This window comes from Pseudogemmobacter humi, assembly GCF_900609055.1.
Taxonomy (GTDB): Bacteria; Pseudomonadota; Alphaproteobacteria; order Rhodobacterales; family Rhodobacteraceae; genus Pseudogemmobacter; species Pseudogemmobacter humi.
The window spans coordinates 45,541-67,052 of sequence record NZ_UXAW01000118.1; the positions used below are offsets into that span (position 1 = coordinate 45,541).

Consider the following 21,512-nt stretch of genomic DNA (forward strand, 5'->3'; position numbering starts at 1 on the left):
CGAAAGGGACTCACCATGTCCGCCCAGATCCGCAAGACGCTCACCTATGTCGAGAAAACCCTGATCGAGGGCGGCCGCGCCGCGCCGAAGCCCGTGACGCTGATCGCCGCCGCCGCGGTGGTGAAGAACCCCTGGGCCGGCCAGGGCTTCGTCGAGGATCTGAAGCCCGCGATCCATGCCGTGGCCCCGGTGCTGGGCGAGCTGCTGACGAAGATGGTCATCGAGGCCGCCGGTTCCGTGGAGGCCATCGAGGCCTATGGCAAGGCCGCCGTGGTCGGCATGGACGGCGAGCTGGAACATGCCAACGCGCTGATCCACACCCTGCGCTTCGGCAATCACTACCGCCAGGCGCTGAAGGCGAAGACCTATCTCGCCTTCACCAATGTGCGCGGCCCGGCCAACACGCCCGTGATGATCCCGCTGATGGACAAGGACGACGAGGGTCGCCGCTCGCATTACCAGACCGTGCATTTCTCGATCCCCGACGCCCCGGCCGCCGACGAGATCCTCGTCGCGCTCGGCGCCGCGCTTGGCGGGCGGCCGCATCACCGCATCGGCGACCGCTATCAGGATCTGAAGGACCTGGGCCATGATGTCGCGAATCCTGCGGCTGTCTGACGGCGCCTCGGTCCGCCTGATCGAGGCGGGCGCGGGCGAGCCTTTGCTGCTGATCCACGGCGTCGGCCTTCGGGCCGAGGCCTGGAGGCCACAGATCGAAGATCTGGCCTCGGTGGCCCGGGTGATCGCGGTGGATATGCCCGGCCATGGCGAAAGCGACCCCCTGCCCGCGGGCGCGCTTCTGCCCGATTTCGTCGCCTGGGCGGCGCGGGTGATAGCCGCGCTCGGCCTCGGGCCGGTGAATGTCGCGGGCCATTCCATGGGCTCGCTGATCGCGGGCGGGCTGGCGGTGGAACACCCGGATCTGGTGCGCCGCGTGGCGCTTCTGAACGGGGTGCACCGCCGGGCCGAGGCCGCGCGCGCCGCCGTTCTGGCCCGCGCCGAAGAGATCGCCGCCGGAAGGGGCAGCATCGACGGCCCGCTGTCGCGCTGGTTCGGCGAGGGCGAGGGCGCGGTGCGCGACCAGGTGGCGGCCTGGCTTTCCGCCGTCAGCCCCCGCGGCTACGCCACCGCCTACCGCGCCTTTGCCGGGGGCGACGGGGTTTATGCCGACCGTCTGGGCGAAATCCGCTGCCCGATGCTGGTACTGACCGGCGACGGCGACGCCAATTCCACGCCGGAAATGACCCGCGCCATGGCCGGCCTTGCGCCGCGCGGCCGGGCGGCGGTGATCGCGGGCCACCGCCATATGGTCGGACTGACCGCGCCGGATGCGGTGAATGCCGAACTGAAACAATGGCTTGCCACCGAAGAGGTTCCGGCATGAGCGAGACCGACACCCTTCCCGACCCCCGCGCGCTGCGCGACGCCTTCGGCTGTTTCATGACCGGGGTGACGGTGGTCACGACCATCGACGAAACCGGCCATCCGGTCGGCTTCACCGCCAATTCCTTCTCGTCGGTCTCCCTCGACCCGCCGCTGCTTCTGGTGTCGATCGCCAATGCCTCGCGCAGCCTGCCGGTGTTCAAGGGCGCCAAAGGCTTCGCCGTGAACATCCTGGCCGAGGGGCAGAAGCAGGTCTCGGCCACTTTCGCCCGCCCCGCCGAGGACCGCTTTTCCACCATCTACTGGCGCAAGGGGCCGGTCGGTGCGCCGCTGATCGCAGGCGTCTCGGCCTGGTTCGACTGCACCTTGCACCAGGCCATCGAAGCGGGCGACCACACCATCCTGATCGGCCGCATCGGCGGGTTCGAGGCGACGCAGGAGCCCGGCCTCGGCTATTACCGCGGCGCCTATGTCACCCCGGCGGCCACCGCCGCGCAACTGCCCACCGGGCCGGATGTGGTGATCTCGGCCATTCTGGAAGCCGAAGGCCAGGTGCTGCTGAAGGGTGACGGCCACGGCGGCCTCACGCTGCCGATGGCGCGGGTCGGGCGCGAGGGGGTGCAGACCGCGCTTTCCACCCTGATCGCCTCGACCGGAGTGCAGGCGGCAGCCGGTTCGATCTATGCCGTCTACGAGGATACCGCGCAGGCTTGCCAGCATATCGCTTTCCGCTGCCCTGCCGTGCCCGGCAAAGCCGCCACCGGCGCCTTTGTCGATCTGACGCCCGAAGGCGTCGCCGAGGTCTCGGATCCGGCGGCGCGCATCATGCTCAACCGCCTCGCCGACGAGGCGCGGATGGGCAATTACGGCGTCTATTTCGGCACAAATGAACAGGGAATGGTGACGCGCGCCAACAAAGGGAAAGACCAATGAAATTCTCGCTTTTCATCCATATGGAGCGCGTCAGCCCCACCGATCCCGAGCCGCGCCTCTACCAGGAAATGCTTGAACTTTGCCACATCGCCGACGAGGGCGGCATGTGCGCGATCTGGACCGGCGAACACCACGGCATGAGCTTTACCATCGCGCCGAACCCGTTCCTGAACCTGGTCGATCTGGCGCGGCGGACGAAGAACGTGCGCCTCGGCACCGGCACGGTGATCGCGCCGTTCTGGCACCCGATCAAGCTGGCGGGCGAGGCCGCGATGGCCGACATCATCATGGACGGGCGGCTGGAACTCGGCATCGCCCGCGGCGCCTACAGCTTTGAATACGAGCGTATCATGCCCGGCCTCGACGCCTGGGGCGCGGGCGGCCGGATGCGCGAGCTGATCCCGGCGATCAAAGGGCTGTGGCAGGGCAATTACGCCCATGACGGCGAGTTCTGGAAGTTCCCCGCCACCACCTCGGCGCCCTTGCCGCTGCAACAGCCGCACCCGCCGGTCTGGGTCGCCGCGCGCGATCCGAGCAGCCACGACTTCGCCGTCTCGCAGGGCTGCCATGTGCAGGTGACGCCGCTGCATCAGCCGCATGAGGAAGTCGTCAGCCTGATGGAGCGGTTCAACGCCGGCTGCGCCAACCACCCAGACGTGCCGCGTCCGAAGATCATGATCCTGCAACACGGTTTCGTGGCCAGGGACCGCGCCGACGCCGATCAGGCGGCGCGCGAGCTGAACGCCTTCTACAACTATTTCGGCGCCTGGTTCCTGAACAAGCGCCCCATCGACAAGGGCATGATCCAGCCGCTGTCCGATGAGGAGATCGCCGCGCATCCGTTCTACTCGCCCGAGGTGATGCGGCAGAACCTGCTGATCGGCGACAAATTCGAGGTGATCGACAGGCTGAAGGCCATCGAGGCGCTCGGCTATGACGAATTCTCGTTCTGGATCGACAGCGGCATGAGCTTTGCGCGCAAGCGCGAGGGGCTGAAGCGGCTGATCGACGACGTGATGCCCGCTTTCGCGTGAGGGGAAAGATGGACCGCTTCCGCCACTATATCGACGGCGCTTTCCACGAGGCTGCGGCCACGTTCGAGAGCATCGACCCCGCCACCGGCGCCCCCTGGGCACTGATGCCGCAGGCCAGCGCGGCGGATGTCGACCGGGCCGTCCGCGCCGCCGACCGCGCGTTCCGCGATCCCGCCTGGGCCGGGCTGACGGCCACCGCGCGCGGGCGGCTGCTGGCCCGGCTGGCCGATCTGGTGGCGGAAGCGGCGCCGCGCCTTGCGGCGATTGAGACCCGCGATACCGGCAAGATCATCCGCGAAACCTCGGCGCAGATCGCCTATGTCGCGGACTATTACCGCTATTACGCGGGCCTTGCCGACAAGATCGAGGGCGCGCATCTGCCCATCGACAAGCCGGATATGGAGGTCTGGCTGCGGCGCGAGCCGGTGGGCGTGGTCGCGGCCATCGTGCCCTGGAACAGCCAGCTTTTCCTGTCGGCGGTCAAGATCGGCCCCGCCCTGGCGGCGGGCTGCACGCTGGTCGTCAAAGCCAGCGAGGACGGACCCGCGCCGCTGCTGGAATTCGCGAAACTGGTCGATCAGGCCGGTTTCCCGCCGGGTGTGGTGAATATCCTGACCGGCGGGCCCGAGGCAGGCGCGGCGCTGACCACACATCCGAAAGTCGCCCATATCGCCTTTACCGGCGGACCCGAGACCGCGCGCCATATCGTGCGCGGCTCGGCCGAGAACCTGGCGAAAACCTCGCTTGAACTGGGGGGCAAATCGCCCTTCATCGTCTTCGACGACGCCGATCTGGACAGCGCCGCGAACGCTCAGGTGGCGGGGATCTTCGCCGCCACCGGGCAGAGCTGCGTCGCCGGATCGCGGCTTCTGGTGCAGGAGAGCATCCGCGCGGACTTCCTCGCCCGGCTGAAAGCCAAAGCCGAGGCGGTGAGGATCGGCGCGCCGGACAAGATGGAAACCGAGGTCGGCCCGCTCTGCACCGCCCGCCAGCGCGACCGGATCGAACGGCTGGTGGCCGACAGCCTCGGACGCGGCGCGAAGCTGATCACCGGCGGCACCACACCGCCGGGCGAGGGCTACTATTTCCCGCCCACCATCCTCGACTGCACCGGCGTGCCCGACGCGCCCGCGCTCACGCAGGAACTGTTCGGCCCGGTGCTTTCCGTCGTCGGCTTCAAAGACGAGGCCGAGGCGCTGGCGCTGGCGAACGACACCGCTTTCGGCCTGGCCTCGGGCGTGTTCACCCGCAGCCTCACCCGGGCGCACCGGATGATCCGCGCGATCCGCGCCGGGATCGTCTGGGTCAACACCTACCGCGCGGTCTCTCCGATCGCGCCCTTCGGCGGGCACGGGCTTTCGGGCCACGGCCGCGAAGGCGGCCTCGCCGCCGCGCTCGACTATACCACCGTCAAAACCGTCTGGCTGCGCACCTCGGACGATCCGATCCCGGATCCGTTCGTGATGCGCTGAAAATACGATCAACAGGGAGAAAAAGATGAAACATATCGTCAAAGCCGCCGCCATCGCAGGGGCGATGTTCGCCTCTGGTGCCTCGGCGCAGGAGATGGTGTTCACCTCCTGGGGCGGCACCACCCAGGACGCGCAGGACAAGAACTGGGCACAGCCGTTCTCGGCCGCGACCGGCACCAGCATCGTGATGGACGGCCCCACCGACTACGGCAAGATCAAGGCCATGGTCGAGGCCGGCGCCACCACCTGGGACGTGGTGGATGTGGAGTTCGACTGGGCGATCCAGGCCGGGCAACAGGGCCTTTTGGAGCCGCTGGATTTCAGCGTGATCGACAAGGCCACGCTCGACCCGCGTTTCGTGTCGGATTACGCGGTGGGATCGTTCTACTATTCCTTCGTGCTGGGCTATAACCCGGCCAATTTCGCGGGCGACAAGCCCTCGACGCTGGCCGATCTGTTCGACACCGCGAAATTCCCCGGCAAGCGCACCTTCTACAAATGGTCCGCCCCGGGCGTGATCGAGGCCGCGCTGCTGGCCGACGGCGTGACGCCCGAGGAGCTGTATCCGCTGGATCTGGACCGCGCTTTCGCGAAGCTCGACACGATCAAGGGCGACATCATCTGGTGGGAAGGCGGCGCGCAGTCGCAGCAGTTGCTGGCCTCGGGCGAGGCGCCGATCGGCTTCTTCTGGAATGGCCGGATCGCCGCGCTGCAAGCCGACGGGATGGATGTGGGCGTCTCCTGGGATCAGAACATCACCGCCGCCGACGCGCTGGTCGTGCCCAAAGGCACGAAGAACAAGGATGCGGCGATGGCTTATATCGCCCATGCCACCAGCGCCGAGGCCCAGGCCGCCTTTGCCACTGAAACCGGCTATGCGCCGATCAACACCGGCTCGGCCGCGCTGATGGACGAGGCGATCCGCGCCACCCTGCCCGACCAGCAGACCGCCGTGCAGATCAACGCCGACATGTCCTGGTGGGCCGAGCATCGCGATGAGATCGGCAACCGCTGGTATGCCTGGCAGGCCCAGTAAGCCCGCCCGCGGGGGCCGCTGACCCGGCCCCCGCCTTCACGCCTGCGCTGACCGGGAGGAGACCAGCAATGAGCATCACACTTGCCCCGAAGCGCAGGGGATCGGGCCTTGGCCTCGCCATGCCCGCGATCCTGCTGCTGCTGGCCTTCTTCGTGGTTCCGGTCGCGCTGCTTCTGTTGCGTTCCGTTACCGAACCCGAGCCCGGGCTGCACAATTACCGCACGCTGATCGGCTCGGCGACCTATGCGAAAGTGTTCTTCAACACCTTCTTCGTCGCGGGCGTGGTCACGCTGGTTACCGTGCTGGTGGCCTTCCCCGTCGCCTGGGCGCTGGCGATCATGCCACAGAGATGGGCCAGCGTGATCTTCGCCGTGATCCTGCTTTCCATGTGGACCAACCTCCTGGCGCGCACCTACGCCTGGATGGTGCTCTTGCAGCAGACCGGGCTGATCAACCGCAGCCTGATGGCTCTGGGCATCATCGACCAGCCGCTGCAACTGACCAACAACCTGATCGGCGTCACCATCGGCATGGTCTATATCATGCTGCCCTTCATGATCCTGCCGCTTCTGGGCGTGATCAGGAAGATCGACCCCGCCATCCTGCAAGCCGCGGCGCTTTGCGGCGCCTCGAAGGGCCAGGCCCTGTTTCGTGTGCTCTTGCCACTGGCGGCGCCCGGCATCGCCTCGGGCGGGCTGATGGTTTTTGTGATGTCGCTGGGCTATTTCGTCACCCCCGCGCTTCTGGGTGGCACCGCCAACATGATGCTGGCCGAGATGATCGCGCAGCAGGTGCAGAGCCTTGTGAACTGGGGCATGGGCGGGGCCGCGGCTTTCATCCTGCTCATCGTCACCCTCGGCCTTTACGCCGTGCAGCTGCGGTTCTTTGAACCGAAACCAGAGGTGCGCTGATGCTTCTCGATTTCCACAAGCTCGGGGCCTGGAAATGGCTGCTGTCGGGCATCTGCGCGCTGATGACGCTGTTTCTGCTGATGCCGATCCTGTTCATCATCGCGCTGTCGTTCGGAGATTCGCGCTGGCTGATCTTTCCCCCGCCGGGCTGGACGCTGAAATGGTATGAAGAGCTGTTCGCCGATCCGCGCTGGATCGGGGCCGCGCTGACCTCGGCGAAGATCGCCACCATCGTCATGGTGCTGTCGGTCGCGCTCGGCCTTTTGGTGTCGCTGGCGCTGGTGCGCGGCAAATTCCGCGGCCGCGCCGTGCTGCGCGCGTTCTTCCTGACGCCGATGGTGCTGCCGGTGATCATCGTCGCGGTGGCGCTTTACGCGGCCTTCCTGCGGCTCGGGCTGAACGGCACCCTGGTCGGTTTCGTGATCGCCCATCTGATCGTGGCGCTGCCGTTCTCGGTGATCACCATCTCGGGCGCGCTGGAAACCTTCGATCCGGCGATCGAGGATGCCGCCATCCTCTGCGGCGCCAGCCCCTGGGAGGCGCGGTTCCGCGTCACCCTGCCCGCGATCAGCCACGGGCTTTTCTCGGCCGCGATCTTTTCCTTCCTGATTTCCTGGGACGAGGTGGTGCTGGCGATCTTCATGGCCTCGCCCGGTTTGCAGACCCTGCCGGTCAAGGTCTGGACCACGCTCCGCCAGGACCTGACCCCGGTGATCGCCGCCGCCTCCACCCTGCTTGTCGTGCTGACGGTGCTTCTGATGATCGTCGCCGCTTTGATCCGCAAAGGTAAATCCAGATGACCACGCCCTATCTGCACATCAACGGCATCCGCAAGGTGTTCGGCGAGGTCGTCGCCACCGATCACGTCGAACTGTCGATCGCCGAGGGCGAGTTCATGACCTTCCTCGGCCCCTCGGGTTCGGGGAAATCCACGACGCTCTACATCCTCGCCGGGTTCCAGGACCCGAGCGCGGGCGACATCACCATCCGCGGCAAGTCGATCCTGTCCACGCCCTCGCACAAGCGCAACATCGGCATGGTGTTCCAGCGCTACACGCTGTTCCCGCATCTGAGCGTGGGCGAGAATGTCGCCTTCCCGCTGCGGGTGCGCCGGATGGGCAAATCCGAGGTGGATGCGCGGGTGAAGCGCGCGCTGAAACTGGTGCGGCTGGAAGGGTTCGAGGACCGTATGCCCGCGAAGATGTCCGGCGGCCAGCAGCAGCGCGTGGCTCTCGCGCGTGCGCTGGTCTACGATCCGCCGGTTCTGCTGATGGACGAGCCGCTCTCGGCGCTCGACAAGAAGCTGCGCGAGGAAATCCAGTTCGAGATCCGCCGCATCCACCAGGAAACCGGCGTCACCATCCTCTACGTCACCCATGACCAGGAAGAGGCCCTGCGGCTTTCCGACCGGATCGCGATCTTCAACAAGGGCAAGATCGAGCAGGTCGGCACCGGGCCCGAGCTTTACGCCAACCCCGCCACCCATTTCGTGGCCGATTTCATCGGCGACAGCGCGTTTCTGGCCGGGGAACTCGCCAGCGTCTCGGGTGAGCGCGCGGCTTTGCGCTTCGCCGACGGCACCACGGTGGCCGCCGTGCCGCTGCACGGCAGCGGGCGCGCGGGCCAGGCGGCGGAACTCATGCTGCGGCCCGAACGGATCGAACTGGCGACCGAGCCCGGCCCCGAGGGCGCCTCGCTGCCGGTGACGGTCGAGGATATGACCTTCCTCGGCAACAACACCACGCTGGCCGCGCGCACCCCCTGGGGCGCGGCGCTGTCGGTGCGGCTGAACTTCGGCCATCCGCTGGCGGCGAATGTGGCGCGGGGCGACCGGCTGCATATCCGCTGGTCGCCGGAGGCCGCCCACGCCTTCGTGCGCGGCTAGGCGAAGGCGTAGGCCGCCGCGCCGCCCGCGCAGGCGATCACCATCGGGCGGTAGGGCGGCAGATGCTGACTGTGCCGGGGGCGGTCAGACGGGGCCTCTGTCTCGGCGCGGAAACGCTCACCGTCGCGGGTGGCGGTGAGCGGGGTTCCGTCGAGCGTCAGCCAGAGGTCGGGGCCGTCGGTTTCGCCCTCGATCACAAGGCGCGCGTCTTCGATCCGGGCGCGCAGGCTGAGGCGGGTGCCGCCTTGCGCGTCGGGCAATGCCAGTTCCGGTGTGCGCGGCGGGGGCTCGCGGCAGGTGCCGGTGGCCCCGAACGCGAGCGCCAGCGCGAGAAGCGCGTTGTCGTCATACGCCCGGCCCGCGAAGGTCAGGCCCGCGGGCATCCCGGTATCCGCCATCACCCCCATCGGCACGGTGACGGTGGGAATCCCCAGATGCCTTATCGCCAGATTGCCGTTCGCGACCCAGACCCCGTTCCTCCAGGCCAGTTCCGCCGAGGCCGGGTTCACATCCGCATCCGCCGGGCCGACATCCGCAACCGCCGGGAACACCACCGCATCCAGCCCGAGGCCGTCCATCCAGGCCTCCAGATCGCGCTGGCGGGTTGCCTCCAGCCCCCGGAAGCCCTGTTCCAGATGCGGGATCTCGCGGAAATCCGTGACCGGATGGGCGCGGGCGTGGTCGGGATAATGGGCGATGTCGTCGTCAAACCCGGTGTAGCGGTCGGGCAGCGCACCTGCGGGTGGCGGGAAGATGCCCGCCCCGTCGACCTGGCCGAGGCGATTCAGCCCCGGATCGCCGTTCGCCGCCAGGAAATCGTCCCAGGCCCAGGCCGAGAGTTCCACGATCTCGCGCCGCAGATAGTCCGGCGGCACGAGGCCGCGCGTCCCGATCTTCGCCGCCCCCGGCCGGTCGCCCTCGTAATTCGAGACCACGGGGAAATCGGTCACCACCACCTCGGCCCCGGCCGCTTCCAGCGCCGCCCGCGCCCTCTGCCACAGGGCGATGACCGAGGCGCGGGTCTCGATCCTTTGCCCGGTCGGCCCGCCGATGCCGGGATGCTCCGCCGTTCCGGCCGCAGGGTCGGCGTTGATATACATCGCCGGCACGCCGAACCGCTTGCCCGTCAGCACCCCCGTCAGCGCCGGATAGGACTCCGGCCGCACCGCTGACGCCTTCGGGATCGCGACCCAGCTCTGGCGCCGCCACAGATCGCCGCGGGTCTCGGGATCATCCGCGACGATCACCTCGAGGATTTCCAGCAGATCCGCCATGGTCCGCGCATGCGGCACCACCACATCCATCGTCGGCACCAAGGGCCAGTTGCCCCGCACCGAGATCACCCCGCGCGAGGGCGTATAGGCGCAAAGCCCGTTGTTCGCCGCCGGTGCGCGGCCCGAGGACCAGGTTTCCTCGCCCAGCCCGAAGGCCGCGAAAGACGCCGCCGTCGCCGTGCCCGAGCCGTTGGACGAGCCCGAGGCGAAAGCCGCCGTCAGGTAATCGCCATTGTAGGGCGATTCTGCCCTTCCCCAGAGGCCGCGCTGCATGCCGCCATTCGCCATCGGCGGCATATTGGTCAGCCCGATCAGCACCGCCCCGCCTGCCCGCAGCCGGGAAATCGCGAAAGCGTCGCCCGTCGCCACCAGGTCGCGGAAGGCGGGCGAGCCCGCGGCCACCGTCAGCCCGCGCACCTTGTAGCTGTCCTTCGCGGTATAGGGGATGCCGTCGAGCGGGCCGAGCGTCCCTCCCGCAGCGCGCCGCAGGTCCGAGGCGCGGGCCTCCTGGAACATCGCCGGGTTCAGCACCGGCACCGCGTTCAGCAGGATCCCCTGCCGGTCGTAATGCGCGATCCGGTTCAGATAGCCCGCCACCAGCGCGACCGAGGTGAAGCGGCCCGCAGCCAGCCCCTCGCGCAGCTCCGCGATCCCGGCCTCGACCAGTTTCATGCGCGGGCCTTCGGCTGGTGCTGGGTGATGCAATGCACCCCGCCGCCCCGGGCGAAGATCTCGCGCGCGTCCACGCTGACCACGCGGCGGCCGGGATAGGCGTGCGACAGGATCTCTCGCGCACGGGCATCGGCGCGGTCCTCGCCGAAGCCGCAGGCGATCACCCCGCCGTTGACGACCAGGTGGTTGATATAGCTCCAGTCGTTGAAGCCATGGGCGTCGCGCAGGGTTTCGGGCGCGGGGACGGGGATGATCTCCAGGCGGCGGCCCTTCGCATCGGTCGCCTCTTCCAGCAGCGCGCGGATCTCGCGCATCACCGCATGGTCGGGGTGCCCGGGATCGGCCTGGTCATGGAGCAGCACCTTGCCCGGCGCGGCGAAGGTGGCGACGATATCGACATGGCCGCGGGTGCCGAAGGTCTCGTAATCGCGGGTCAGGCCGCGCGGCAGCCAGATCACCTTTTCCGCCCCGAGGGTGCGGGCAAATTCGGCCCCGATCCGCGCCTTGTCGGCATGGGGGTTGCGGTCGGGATCAAGCTGCACGGTCTCGGTCGCGAAAACCGTGCCCTCGCCATCGGTATGGATGCCGCCGCCCTCATTGACCAGCAGCGACGGCACCAGAGGCACCCCGGCCGCTTGCGCGATGAAAGCCGCCAGCCCGCGGTCGTTCGTCCATTCCGCCGGATCGGGGCTGCCCCAGGCGTTGAAGATCCAGTCCACCGCCGCCAGGGATCCATCCGGCGCCTGGACGAAAGTGGGGCCGGAATCGCGGGTCCAGAAATGATCCAGCGGGCGCTCCAGGATCTCGACGCCCTCGCCCAGCATCTGCCGCGCGCGCGCCGTCTCGGTCGGGTCCACGATCATGGTGACCGGCTCGAATTCCAGGATGGCATGGGCGACCGCGGCCCAGGCGGCATAGCCGGCCTCGCGCGCCACGCTGCCCTCGCCCAAAGTTTCGCTCTCGCGCGGGAAGGCCATCCAGATGCGCTCTTGCGGGGCGGTCTCGGGCGGCATGAACCAGGTCATCTCTCTCTCCGTCACGGTTTCCCGCCATCTGATGCGAGACGGCTCACGCGCGCAAGGCCGCCTCGGCCGCCCAGGCCAGCGCCAGCAGATCGCCGTCGCCCTGGCGCTGGCCGACGATCTGAAGCCCGACCGGCAGGCCGTCGGCCAGCCCGGCAGGCAGGCTGATCGCCGGACAGGGCGAGAACAGGTTGAACGGGCAGGTCATGTCGAGCCCGTGGTAACGCCCGTCCGGCCCGGTGCGGTCGTGATCGGCGTCGGTGTGTCCCACCGGCGGCGCGGGCTGCGCGCAGGTCGGGCAGAGGAAGGCGTCGCAGCCCGAAAGCACCTCGGCGAAGGGGCGCCAGAGCGCGGTGCGCTCCGCCTCCAGCCGCTTGAAGCCGACCGCATCCATCGCCAGCCCGGCCTCGATCAGCGCCACGAGGTGCGGGTCCATCCGCGCGCGGAAGGTCGCCAGCCTATCGCCCCAGGCGGCGGCGAGCGTCACGCCCCAAATCTGGCCCCAGAGATCGTTGAGCCGCCGCGTCCAGGGCAGCGCGACCTCGCGCACCTCGGCCCCCGCCGCGCGCAGCCGGTCGGCGGCGGTGCGGATCGCGGCCTCCACCCCCGGATGCAGCGCGTAATAGCCCAGATCCAGAGACAGCGCGAAGCGCCGTCCGCGCAGATCGGCGGGGGCCTCGGGCAGCACGGCGGGGACGGTCTGCGACAGGATGTCGGCATCATCCGGCCCCTGGGTCGCGCGCAGGAACAGCACCGCGTCGCGGACATCCCCCGCCAGCGGGCCGAAATGCGACATATCGTCGAAACAGCCGGGCAGGATGTCCATCGGAATCCGCCCGAGCGAGGGTTTCAGCCCGACCACCCCGGTCAGCGCCGCCGGGATGCGGACCGAGCCGCCCATATCGGTGCCCTCGGCCAGCGGCACGCAATGCGTCGCCACCGCCACCGCCGCGCCCCCCGAAGAGCCGCCCGGCGTGCGCGAGGGGTCATGCGGGTTACGGGTCACGCCCCAGCGGGGGCTTTGGGTGAAGCTGGAATACGCAAATTCCGGCGTGGTGGTCTTGCCGACGATGATCGCCCCCGCCGCCTTCAGCCGCCGCACCACCACCGGGTCGAAATCCCCGGGCGCGTCGGAAATCGCCCAGGAGCCCCGCGTCGCCGGATGCCCGCGCGAGGGGGTGAAATCCTTGATCGCCACCGGCACCCCGGCCAGGAGGCCCGGGCGCTCTCCGGCAGCAAGACGGCGGTCGAGCGCCTCGGCTTCGGCCAGTGACTCGTCGGTCAGAACCACGGTGAAGGCGTTCAGCGCGGGCTGGACCTCGGCGATGCGCTCCAGGCTCGCACGCACCCGCTCGGTGGCAGAGAAGCGGCCCGCCGCCAGGCCCTGCACGGTCTCTGCCGCGGAAAGCCGGGCGAGCGCGCTCATGCCCCGGCCCGCCGCCGTGCCGCGCGCCGCCGCATCACGTCGACGATCACGATCAGCACCAGCGCGGGGGCGAAGGTCAGCGTCGCCAGCGCCGGATAGATCGGCGACGAGCCGACCGCGATCCCCGAGAACACATAGGTCGGCAGGGTGCGCGCCGAGCCCGAGAGGCTGTAGGTGATGTAGAAGTTCCCCCAGCTCAGCAGGAAGGCAAAGATCAGCGCCGAGAAGATCCCCGGCCACAACAAGGGCAACGTGACCTGGCTCAGAACCTGCCAGCGCGAGGCCCCGGCATCCTCGGCCGCCTGTTCCAGCGAGGTGTCGAAGCCATACATCTGCACCGAGACGATCACGATGGCGAAGGGGGTGATGTAGACCACATGCCCGATCACCGCCGACCACAGCCCGGGCGAGGTATTGAGCCAGCCCGCCAGCACCGAAAACCACAAGAGCATGACCACGCCCAGCAGAAGCTGCGGGAACAGGAGCGGCGCGAAGGTCAGCACCTGAAACGCGCGCTGGCAGCGGAAGCGCCAGCGCATCCAGGCGAAGGCGCCAAGGATGCCGAGCGTGGTGGCCAGCACGGTCGCCACCGCCGCCAGCACCGCCGAATTGGTCAGCGCCGCCCAGAAATTGCGGTCCGCCAGCAACTCGCCATACCAGCGCAGCGAAAAGCCCGGGATCGGCCAGCTCAGGAACCGGCTGGAGGTGAACGAGAACAGCACCAGCGTGGCGATCGGGATGTAGAAGAACACCAGCACGACGACGACCGAGGCCGGCAGCAGAAAGTCGATCAGGCCGCGTTTCCTCATGCCCTGGCCCTCCGCCCGGCGCCAAGCGCAAGGCCCCCGAACAGCGCGAGGCTGAGCGCGCCGATGACGATCACCACCAGCGTCAGCGCGGCGCCCAATGGCCAGTTCACCCTTGTCTCGAAGCTCTGCCGGATCAGTTCGGCCGCCATCGGCGAGGTGCCGCCGCCCATCACCCGGGGCTCAAGGAACACGCCCAGAGACAGCACGAAGACCAGCACCGCCCCGGCGACGATCCCGGGCCGGGCAAGCGGCAACGTCACCTCTCGCAGGGTCCGCCAGCGCGAGGCGCCGGAATCGTAGGCCGCCAGCACCAGGTCGCGGTCGATCCGCGCCATGGAAAGCGCGATGGTGAAGATCGCATAGGGCAGCAGGCTGTAGACCATGCCGATCATGGTGGCGAAGGGCGAGAACAGCACGTCCAGCGCCGCCTTGCCGAAGCCTAAGCCCTCAAGCATCCCGTTCAAAACCCCCGAGCGGTCGAGGAACAGCACCCAGCCGAAGGTCTTCAGCACCGCATCGGTCAGGAAGGCGAAGACGATCAGCAGGGTGACGTGATCCGCCCAGTCCTTCAGCCGGGTGACCAGAGCATAGGCCACCGGCAGCGCGATCAGGATGCAAAGCGCGGTGCAGATGCAGGCCATGCTCAGCGTGCGCAGCATGATCGACCAGTAATGCCATTGCGAGAACACGTCGCGCCAGATCTTCAGATCCCAGGTCCAGACCAGCCGGTAATACTGGGTGCCCTGAAAGCTGAGGACCGCGGTCATCACCAGGGGCACCAGGAAGAAGGCGCCGAAGATCGCGATCAGCGGCAGGGTGGTCAGCCGCACCGCGCCGTCGCGCCAGGATCGGGGTTCCGCCATCTCAGCCCCTCATCGCGAACAGGTCGCTGCGCGCGCAGCCGAGCCGCACCGGATCGCCGTTCCGGGCCGGCAGAACCATCGTGCCGGGCAGGTCGAGGACGATCACCGCGCCCTTCGCCTGCACCCGGTATTGCACCGAACCGCCGCGGACGAAATGCTCGGACACCACGCCTTCGATCACGCATTCCGCGGCATCGGCCGGGGACAGGATGCGCAGCAACTCGGGGCGGATCATCAGAAGGCCCGGGCCGTCGGACAGGTTCGCGGCCGCCTGATCCGGGCCGATGAAGGGGCGTTCGGTTTTCAAAAGCGGGCAGTCGAAGCGCCAGCCCTCGCCCTCGCGCGTCAGTTGCGCGGGCAAGAGGTTGGTGTCGCCGATGAAGCCCGCGACGAAGGCCTCGGCCGGGCGGTAATAGATGTCATGCGGCGAGCCGATCTGCACCACCTCGCCCGCGCGCATGACGCAAATCCGGTCGGCCAGCATCATCGCCTCTTCCAGATCATGGGTGACATGGACAAAGCTGGTGCCGACATTGCGGTGCAGGTGTTTCAGTTCCGCCTGGAGCGATTTCTTCAGCCGGGCGTCCAGCGCGCTCATCGGCTCGTCCAGCAGAAGAACCGGCGGTTTCGACACCATGGCGCGGGCCAGCGCCACCCGCTGCTGCTCGCCGCCCGAAAGCTCATGCGGATAGCGGTGCAGATAGGCCTCTTTCAGATGCATCATCTCCAGCATCTCGGTGACGGCCGCGCGGATCGCGTCCGCCGGGCGTCGGGCCACCGTCAGCGGAAAGGCGATGTTCTCGGCCACCGTCTTATGCGGAAACAGCGCGAGTTTCTGGAACACCATCCGGGTGGGGCGCCCCGCCGCCGGAACCCCCGCCATGTCCTGGCCCTGGATGGTGAGGGTGCCGCCCGAGGGCGCCTCGAACCCCGCAAGGATCTTCAAAAGCGAGGTCTTGCCGCAGCCCGAAGGCCCGACCAGCGCAAGAAACTCGCCCGCCGCCACGCTGAGCGAGACCTGTTTCAGCGCGTGGTAATCGCCGTAATATTTCTGGATGCCGCGCGCTTCGATGATCGGATCGGACACGAAGGATCTTCCTTGATTGTCGCGCGGACCGGCCCGGGCCGGCCCGCGGCTGCCTTCAGTTCGCGGCGGCGAGTTCCTGCTGCCAGATCTCCAGCATCTGGTCGATGTTGGGGGCGACGTTGTGGAACTGCGACTTGTCCCAGGCCTCCCACATGTAATCCATTTGCAGGACATCCTTCTGCTCGTCCGAGAACAGCGCCTCGGCTTTGGCCGAGGGCACCAGGTTGCAGGTGGCCTCGGTCCAGGCCAGTTCCACCGCGACCTCGGGCGAGACCAGATGCCGCAACAGCGCCCTGGCCTTTTCGGGGTCGGACGGGTCTTTGACGATGCCGGTCGCCTCCATCCAGATGATGCCCTGGTTCAGCCCGTTCTTCGGCTCGGGCACGATGGAGCGGATATGCTTCATCCCGTCCTTGCGCAAAGCCGAGGTGCAATAGGTGCCGCCGCCGATCAGGGTGCGGAAAGAGCCGTCCATCAGCCCCTTCTGCGCCACCGACAGATCGGCCACCACCGCGCGGGTGTTCTTGAACAGGGCGCGCAGCACCAGGCGGATCTCGTTCAGCGCGGCGTCGTCCAGTTCCTCATAGGGGTTGATCCCGGCGTGGAGCGCCATCGGCATGATCGGCCAGTCGCCCCAGTCGAGCACGCAGATCTTATCCTTATAGGCCGGATCGAAGCAGTTGTCGTAGCTGGCCCAGGATTCCAGGCTGTCGTATTCGGTGTTGACCGTCGGGCCGACCCAGCCCCAGCGGGTGGGCAGGCCGGTGACCTTGCCGTCGAACTCCAGGGGCGCGAAGGGCGCGCGGAACTGCTCGTAGAAATCCCCGTAGACATCGGCGAACTGGGCCGGGTCGAGGAATTCGGCGATATCGGCCGGCCCCATGCGCTGGATCCAGGGGCTGTCCGAGGACACCACGTCGAAATCGCGCCAGGCCCCGGCGGCCAGTTTGGCGAACCCGCCGGGGCTGTCGGTGATCAGGTCGACCGAGACCTCGACATCGTTCGCCGCCTCGAACGGGTCGATGATCGAGGCTTTGTCATAGCCCTCCCAGCACATGTAGTTCATGCGGGTGGCGGCGCGGGCGGGTTTCAGCCCCGCGAGGCCCGCAAGCCCGAGCGCGCCCATGCCTTTCAGAACGTCGCGGCGGGCGGGGCCGAACATCCGGCTCATCGGTCTTTGCATCTTGTTTCCCCTGTTGGTTTTGATCGTTCAGACGGTTTCCAGGTAGCGCTCCACCTCCCAGGCGGTGACGTGGCGGCGCCAGGCGGCATCCTCGGCGCGCCGCGCCATCACGAAAGTGTCGATGAAGGCATCCCCGAACACCGCGCGCGCGGTCGCGCTGGCGTCCAGCCGGTCGGCGGCCTCGCGCAGATCGCGCGGGAAATCCGCGCCTTCGGGCGGCGGGGTGCGGTAGCAATCGTCGTCGCGCGGCGCGGGCGGCTCGATCCGGTTCTCGATCCCCCAGAGACCGGCGCCGAGGCACATCGCCAAAGCCGCATGCGGATGGGTGTCGGCCGAGGGCACCCGGAACTCGACCCGCGCGGCACTGGCGCTGTCGTTCATCACCCTGAGCGCCACGGTGCGGTTCTGGATCCCCCAGGAGGCGTAAGTCGGCGCCCACATCCCCGGCACCATCCGCTTGTAAGCGTTCACCGTCTGGCTGCAAAGCGCCAGCCATTCCGGCATCAGCCGCATCAGCCCGCCGATGAACCAGCGTTCAAGCTGCGAGATCGTATCGGGCGCCGTAGGATCATGGAACGCGGGCGCGCCGTCCGACAGGTTGCGCAAAGACACATGCAGATGGCCCGACTGGCCCGAAAGCGTCTCTTTCAGCTTCGACATGAAACACGCGGTCAGCCCGTGGCGGCGGAAATACGTCCTGGCGAAATTCTTGAACAAAGCCGCATCGTCCGCGGCCTTCACCCCCTCGGCATGCGCAAGCGGCACCTCCAGGCAGCCCGGCCCCAACTCAGTATGGATCGCGTCGAACCCGATGCCGAGGCGCTCCATCACCGCCTCCAGGCCCGTCAGCAGATCATGGTGTTCCCCAAGCGTGCCCAGCGAATAGGTGCGGTTGCCTTGCGCGAAATGGGTGGGATCGGCCCAGCCTCCGGCGCGCAGGCTCTCGGCGGTTTCCTCAAGGAGGTTGAACTCGAACTCGAAAGCGGAATGGACGGAAAAGCCCATCCCCCGCGCCTTTTCGATCTGCGCGAGCAACTGGTTGCGGGCCGAGACCTCGCCGAACGGCAGGGCGAAATCGGCAAGGCAAAGCGCCTCGTTCCCTTCGAACGGCCAGGGGCGGACGGTATCGGTAAAGATCACCGCCGGGCGGTCGATATAGACGCCGCCGCCATAAGTCTGTTCGGCGGTGTCCCAGGCGTAGAGCACGTCGCAGAACTGATAGCCCGCGCCCGCCATCTTTGCCGCCTTGGCCGCGGGCACCCGTTTCACGCGCAGGGCGCCGTCCGGATCAAAGATCCCCAGATGGACGTGGCTTGCCCCGGATTGCGCCAGATATTCGGGCAGATCCGCCTGTTTCGTCATCGCCCGAGACCCATCCCCGCCTGCTGTTACGGCCAGTATGGAATCAGGCAAATATTGCGGAAATATCCCCAAAGGGGTAGGAATCGGCCGAAAGGGAAGCGATCCATGTCCGACTGGAACGATCACCTGGCCCGGGCGATCCGCGCCCTCGGGCGGCCGGGCTTTCCGCAGGCGCTGGAAGCCGCGCTGGCCAGGCTGATCCCGTTCCGCATCTGCATGATCTTTTCCTATGACGGCAGGCGGAGGCCGCAGTCGCTTTATCACAACATGGCGGGCGAGGTGGCCGGGATCGTGGTCGGCGCCTACAGCGACGGGCCCTGGCTGCTCGACCCGTTCTATGGCGAGATCAGCGCGGGCCGCCGCAGCGGCGTGTTCCATCTGCGCGAACTGGCGCCGGACGGGTTCTTCCGCACCGAATATTACCAGAAGCACTACCGCCGCACCGGCATCCGCGACGAGATGGGCATCCCCGCCGTGCTGGAGGGCGGCGCCACCGCCGTTCTCAGCATCGCCCGCACGCTGGAGGCGCCGGGCTTCTCGCGGACCGAGCGCCGGCTTTACGCCGATGTGGCCCCGGTGGTGGCGGCGCTGATGGCCGCGCATTGGGGCGAGGCCCGCCCTTCGCCCGACCCGACCGAGGCGCCGCAGCTTGAAACCGTGCTGCACCGGCTGGCGCGGGATCTCTTGACCGCGCGCGAGGTCGAGGTGATCGGCATGATCCTGAAGGGCTATTCCGCCGCCGCCATCGCCGCGCGGCTGGAGATCAGCGAGGGGACGGTGAAGGTCCACCGCAAGAACTCGTATCGCAAGCTCGGCATTTCCAGCCAAGCCGAGCTGTTCTCGCTGTTCATCGCCTCGGTCTAGTCGCGCCCGAGCCAGGCCGCCAGCGCCGCGATGTGGTCGGGCTGCAACCAGCGCGCGGCCTTCGCCATCGTATCGGCATGGGGGCCGCCGCGATCCTCTTGCAGGGTCACGAACAGCTCAAGCTGGCGGCGCAGATAGCCCGGGTCCTGGCCCATCAGCCGGGGATAATCGCGCCGCGCCGTCGCGCCGTGGCACGAGAGGCAGGCGGGAATGTCGCGCGCGGTGAGGCCGCGGGTGGCGATCTCTCCCGCCGCATCCACGGGCCGGGGCGCGATCCCGGTCTCGCGGCCGAACTCATGGGCCAGGCGGTCGATGTCCTGATCGCTCAGCCCGCGCGCGACCGCGATCATCGCGCCGCTCTGCCGGCTGCCGTCACGATAGGCGCGCAGGGCGGCGGCCAGATATTCCGGCGTCTGGATGTCGAGCCGGGGGATGCCGTCGCGCCCCTCGCCACTTTGCCCGTGGCAATCGGTACAGCGCGCGGTGCCCGCCATCCGGCGGTAATCCTCCGGCGACAGCCCCGGCATCAGGCGCAGGAAGGCGACCATATCCCAGACCTCATCGTCGCGCGATTGCGCGGGCCAGCCCGGCATGGCGCTGTGGCGGATGCCGTGTTTCACCACCTGGAACAGCCGCGCCGGGGGCCGCCAGTGCCCCCGGGTCAGCGCCGGGGGCTCTGGCCACAGGTCCTGGGCGATCCGTTGCGCGGGCGCCGCCGGGCTGCCGTGGCAGGCGGCGCAGACCAGCTCGTAATGCCCCGCCGCGCGGGCGGCCATCGCCGGGTCGCTCAGATCCGGCGGCATCACGCTCAGCGAGCGGAGCGTCACCGATTGCCGCACCGCCAGCCCCTGATACCAGCCCGCCACGCCGCCCCGGCCGGTCGCGTCATGCGGCATGAGCCCCGAGAGCGGCAGCATCGCCAGCCCAAGCGCCCCAAGCGCCGCGCCGATGATCCAGGGCCGCAGCCGCTTCATGCCACCCCCCTTTGCCGCAGCACCCGGGCGATCAGCACAAGGCCCCCGGCGAGGTAGATCACCCCCCCGATCACCAGCATGATCGCCCCGCCGATCTGCTGATCGCGCACCGGATCGGGCCCATGGGCGTGGCCGTAAATGGGCCGGCTCGCCAGCCCGATCAGCGCGCCCAGAAGGGTCATATGCATCGAGGTGAAGAACAAGGTCAGCGCGCCCGCCAGCGCCGCCTCATGCCGCCGCCCGGCCTCGGCGCCAAGCGCGATCAGCCAGACCAGCGCCGCCGCCAGCGCGAACATCGCCTGTTCCAGCGCCAGCACCGCGGGGATCGCCCGCGCAGCCTCGTGCAGCACCGGCGCGTGCCAGCCCCAGACCACGATCAGGTCGAAAAGGCTCACCGCCACCGGCAGCGCCAGTTGCGAGCGCATCAGCCGGGTCTGCGACAGCGCGGGCGCCAGCCCGGCGGCCAGCAAGGGCACCCCCACGCCTACCACCGCCATATGCAGCGCCATATGCGCGGCGAAACTGTGCGGCACCATCCCGGGCAAAGGCCCGGCCCAGGCAAGGGCCAGCACGGCGGCGCCGGCAAGGGTGAAGGCAGGGTTCATCGGCAGCTCGTCAGGTAAAAGGCGGGGATGGCGACATAGATCACCGCCACCGCCGACAGCGCGCAGAGCATCAGCGCGACATGCGACAGGAAGCGGTGGCGCTCCTCGGGCGAGTTGTGCTCGAAGTCGAAATCGTCGTCGGTCAGGCTGCGGGCGCGCACCGCCCACAGATGCCGCGTCACCAGCGCGATCCCGGCCAGCGCCAGCAGCGTCGCCCCGCCGACCGCGACCTGGACATGCCAGAGCGAGGCGGCGCGGCCCAGCTTCTCGCACCAGATGGCGGCGAAGATATAGACGAACAGGAAATGCGCGGCCCAGATCACCGGGGCCAGGATCACCCGCCACAGATCGGTGCCGGTGCCGGTTTCGCGTTCGGTTTCCTTGCGCAGATCTCCGGTCATAGCAGCAACGGAAAGCCTCCCAGCACAAGGGTGGTGGTCACCGCCTGGAATGCGGCGAAATGCCAGTAGAGCGTGACGTTCCACAGATCGGCGTCATGGCCGGGCGTCATCTTCCCGGCACCGGAGCGTGCGAAGGCGTAACCCTGCATCATCACCCCCACCACCAGATGCAGCATCGCCCAGCCCGACAGCGTCCAGACGATGGCGGGATAGGCATGGGCGGTGGGGTCCAGTCCGCTGGCCCGGGGCCCGCCGAGCAAAGCGAGCCCCCCGGCCAGCGCCAGCGCCAGCCCGAGCGCAAGCGAGGCCCTCGCCC

General features: G+C 68.3%; 21 protein-coding genes and 1 pseudogene. 10 read left to right on the forward strand and 12 right to left on the reverse strand.

The features are described from left to right. Positions 1-15: 15 nt before the first annotated feature. The 9 genes from XINFAN_RS19560 (at position 16) to XINFAN_RS19600 (ending at position 8,654) form a co-directional block, all read left to right on the forward strand. Complete coding sequence (locus XINFAN_RS19560) at positions 16-618, forward strand: amino acid synthesis family protein (protein WP_124088539.1); 603 nt, start codon at positions 16-18, stop codon at positions 616-618. Continuing rightward, a complete protein-coding gene (locus tag XINFAN_RS19565) occupies positions 590-1,384 on the forward strand; it encodes an alpha/beta fold hydrolase (RefSeq protein ID WP_124088540.1) in 795 nt (264 codons plus the stop codon). Before XINFAN_RS19560 ends, XINFAN_RS19565 begins: the two co-directional genes overlap by 29 nt. Next, positions 1,381-2,316, forward strand: a complete 936-nt coding sequence (locus tag XINFAN_RS19570; RefSeq protein ID WP_124088541.1) for a flavin reductase family protein — start codon at positions 1,381-1,383, stop codon at positions 2,314-2,316. The genes XINFAN_RS19565 and XINFAN_RS19570 overlap by 4 nt, the downstream gene beginning before the upstream one ends. Then, the gene (locus tag XINFAN_RS19575) at positions 2,313-3,350 is read left to right on the forward strand and encodes an LLM class flavin-dependent oxidoreductase (RefSeq protein ID WP_124088542.1); all 1,038 of its coding nucleotides are present in this window, start codon (positions 2,313-2,315) and stop codon (positions 3,348-3,350) included. Before XINFAN_RS19570 ends, XINFAN_RS19575 begins: the two co-directional genes overlap by 4 nt. Positions 3,351-3,358: 8 nt before the next feature. Next, entirely contained in the window at positions 3,359-4,822 is a 1,464-nt protein-coding gene (locus tag XINFAN_RS19580; protein WP_124088543.1) for an aldehyde dehydrogenase, read from the forward strand. 25 nt (positions 4,823-4,847) lie between these two features. Continuing rightward, positions 4,848-5,858 (forward strand): ABC transporter substrate-binding protein, encoded by a 1,011-nt coding sequence (locus XINFAN_RS19585; protein ID WP_124088544.1) that lies wholly within the window; start codon positions 4,848-4,850, stop codon positions 5,856-5,858. 68 nt (positions 5,859-5,926) lie between these two features. Then, positions 5,927-6,769 (forward strand): ABC transporter permease, encoded by an 843-nt coding sequence (locus XINFAN_RS19590; RefSeq protein WP_124088545.1) that lies wholly within the window; start codon positions 5,927-5,929, stop codon positions 6,767-6,769. Next, a complete protein-coding gene (locus XINFAN_RS19595) occupies positions 6,769-7,569 on the forward strand; it encodes an ABC transporter permease (RefSeq protein ID WP_124088546.1) in 801 nt (266 codons plus the stop codon). The genes XINFAN_RS19590 and XINFAN_RS19595 overlap by 1 nt, the downstream gene beginning before the upstream one ends. Next, entirely contained in the window at positions 7,566-8,654 is a 1,089-nt protein-coding gene (locus XINFAN_RS19600; RefSeq protein ID WP_124088547.1) for an ABC transporter ATP-binding protein, read from the forward strand. The genes XINFAN_RS19595 and XINFAN_RS19600 overlap by 4 nt, the downstream gene beginning before the upstream one ends. Here the strand turns inward: XINFAN_RS19600 and XINFAN_RS19605 are convergent. From XINFAN_RS19605 to XINFAN_RS19640, 8 genes are read right to left on the reverse strand one after another with little or no spacing between them, the layout of a single operon-like run. After that, the gene (locus tag XINFAN_RS19605; RefSeq protein WP_199286473.1) at positions 8,651-10,600 is read right to left on the reverse strand and encodes an amidase; all 1,950 of its coding nucleotides are present in this window, start codon (positions 10,598-10,600) and stop codon (positions 8,651-8,653) included. The genes XINFAN_RS19600 and XINFAN_RS19605 overlap by 4 nt on opposite strands. Then, positions 10,597-11,625, reverse strand: coding sequence for an agmatine deiminase family protein (locus XINFAN_RS19610; protein ID WP_124088548.1), 1,029 nt, complete (start codon positions 11,623-11,625; stop codon positions 10,597-10,599). Before XINFAN_RS19610 ends, XINFAN_RS19605 begins: the two co-directional genes overlap by 4 nt. Before the next feature lie 43 nt (positions 11,626-11,668). Further along, a complete protein-coding gene (locus tag XINFAN_RS19615) occupies positions 11,669-13,048 on the reverse strand; it encodes an amidase (RefSeq protein ID WP_124088549.1) in 1,380 nt (459 codons plus the stop codon). After that, positions 13,045-13,857, reverse strand: coding sequence for an ABC transporter permease (locus XINFAN_RS19620; protein WP_124088550.1), 813 nt, complete (start codon positions 13,855-13,857; stop codon positions 13,045-13,047). Before XINFAN_RS19620 ends, XINFAN_RS19615 begins: the two co-directional genes overlap by 4 nt. Next, a complete protein-coding gene (locus tag XINFAN_RS19625; RefSeq protein ID WP_124088551.1) occupies positions 13,854-14,720 on the reverse strand; it encodes an ABC transporter permease in 867 nt (288 codons plus the stop codon). Before XINFAN_RS19625 ends, XINFAN_RS19620 begins: the two co-directional genes overlap by 4 nt. A 1-nt stretch (position 14,721) precedes the next feature. Further along, on the reverse strand, positions 14,722-15,807 hold the full coding sequence (locus XINFAN_RS19630; protein WP_160144673.1) for an ABC transporter ATP-binding protein: 1,086 nt from the start codon (positions 15,805-15,807) through the stop codon (positions 14,722-14,724). 55 nt (positions 15,808-15,862) lie between these two features. After that, complete coding sequence (locus XINFAN_RS19635) at positions 15,863-16,990, reverse strand: ABC transporter substrate-binding protein (protein WP_124088553.1); 1,128 nt, start codon at positions 16,988-16,990, stop codon at positions 15,863-15,865. Positions 16,991-17,017: 27 nt separating this feature from the next. Then, entirely contained in the window at positions 17,018-18,352 is a 1,335-nt protein-coding gene (locus XINFAN_RS19640) for a glutamine synthetase family protein (protein ID WP_124088554.1), read from the reverse strand. A 105-nt stretch (positions 18,353-18,457) separates the two neighbouring features. On the opposite strand from XINFAN_RS19640, the gene XINFAN_RS19645 reads away from it, so the two are divergent. After that, the gene (locus XINFAN_RS19645) at positions 18,458-19,216 is read left to right on the forward strand and encodes a helix-turn-helix transcriptional regulator (RefSeq protein WP_160144674.1); all 759 of its coding nucleotides are present in this window, start codon (positions 18,458-18,460) and stop codon (positions 19,214-19,216) included. Here the strand turns inward: XINFAN_RS19645 and XINFAN_RS19650 are convergent. The 4 genes and pseudogenes from XINFAN_RS19650 to XINFAN_RS21880 all read right to left on the reverse strand — a co-directional run. Further along, positions 19,213-20,190, reverse strand: a complete 978-nt coding sequence (locus tag XINFAN_RS19650; protein WP_124088556.1) for a c-type cytochrome — start codon at positions 20,188-20,190, stop codon at positions 19,213-19,215. The two genes, XINFAN_RS19645 and XINFAN_RS19650, sit on opposite strands and share 4 nt — an antisense overlap. Next, positions 20,187-20,795: a cytochrome c oxidase assembly protein gene (locus XINFAN_RS19655; RefSeq protein WP_124088557.1), complete on the reverse strand. Its 609-nt coding sequence runs from the start codon at positions 20,793-20,795 to the stop codon at positions 20,187-20,189. The genes XINFAN_RS19650 and XINFAN_RS19655 overlap by 4 nt, the downstream gene beginning before the upstream one ends. Continuing rightward, positions 20,792-21,196, reverse strand: coding sequence for a hypothetical protein (locus tag XINFAN_RS19660; RefSeq protein ID WP_124088558.1), 405 nt, complete (start codon positions 21,194-21,196; stop codon positions 20,792-20,794). The genes XINFAN_RS19655 and XINFAN_RS19660 overlap by 4 nt, the downstream gene beginning before the upstream one ends. Next, positions 21,193-21,512: pseudogene (locus tag XINFAN_RS21880) on the reverse strand (cytochrome ubiquinol oxidase subunit I); the annotation flags it as partial. The pseudogene XINFAN_RS21880 and the gene XINFAN_RS19660, both read right to left, overlap by 4 nt.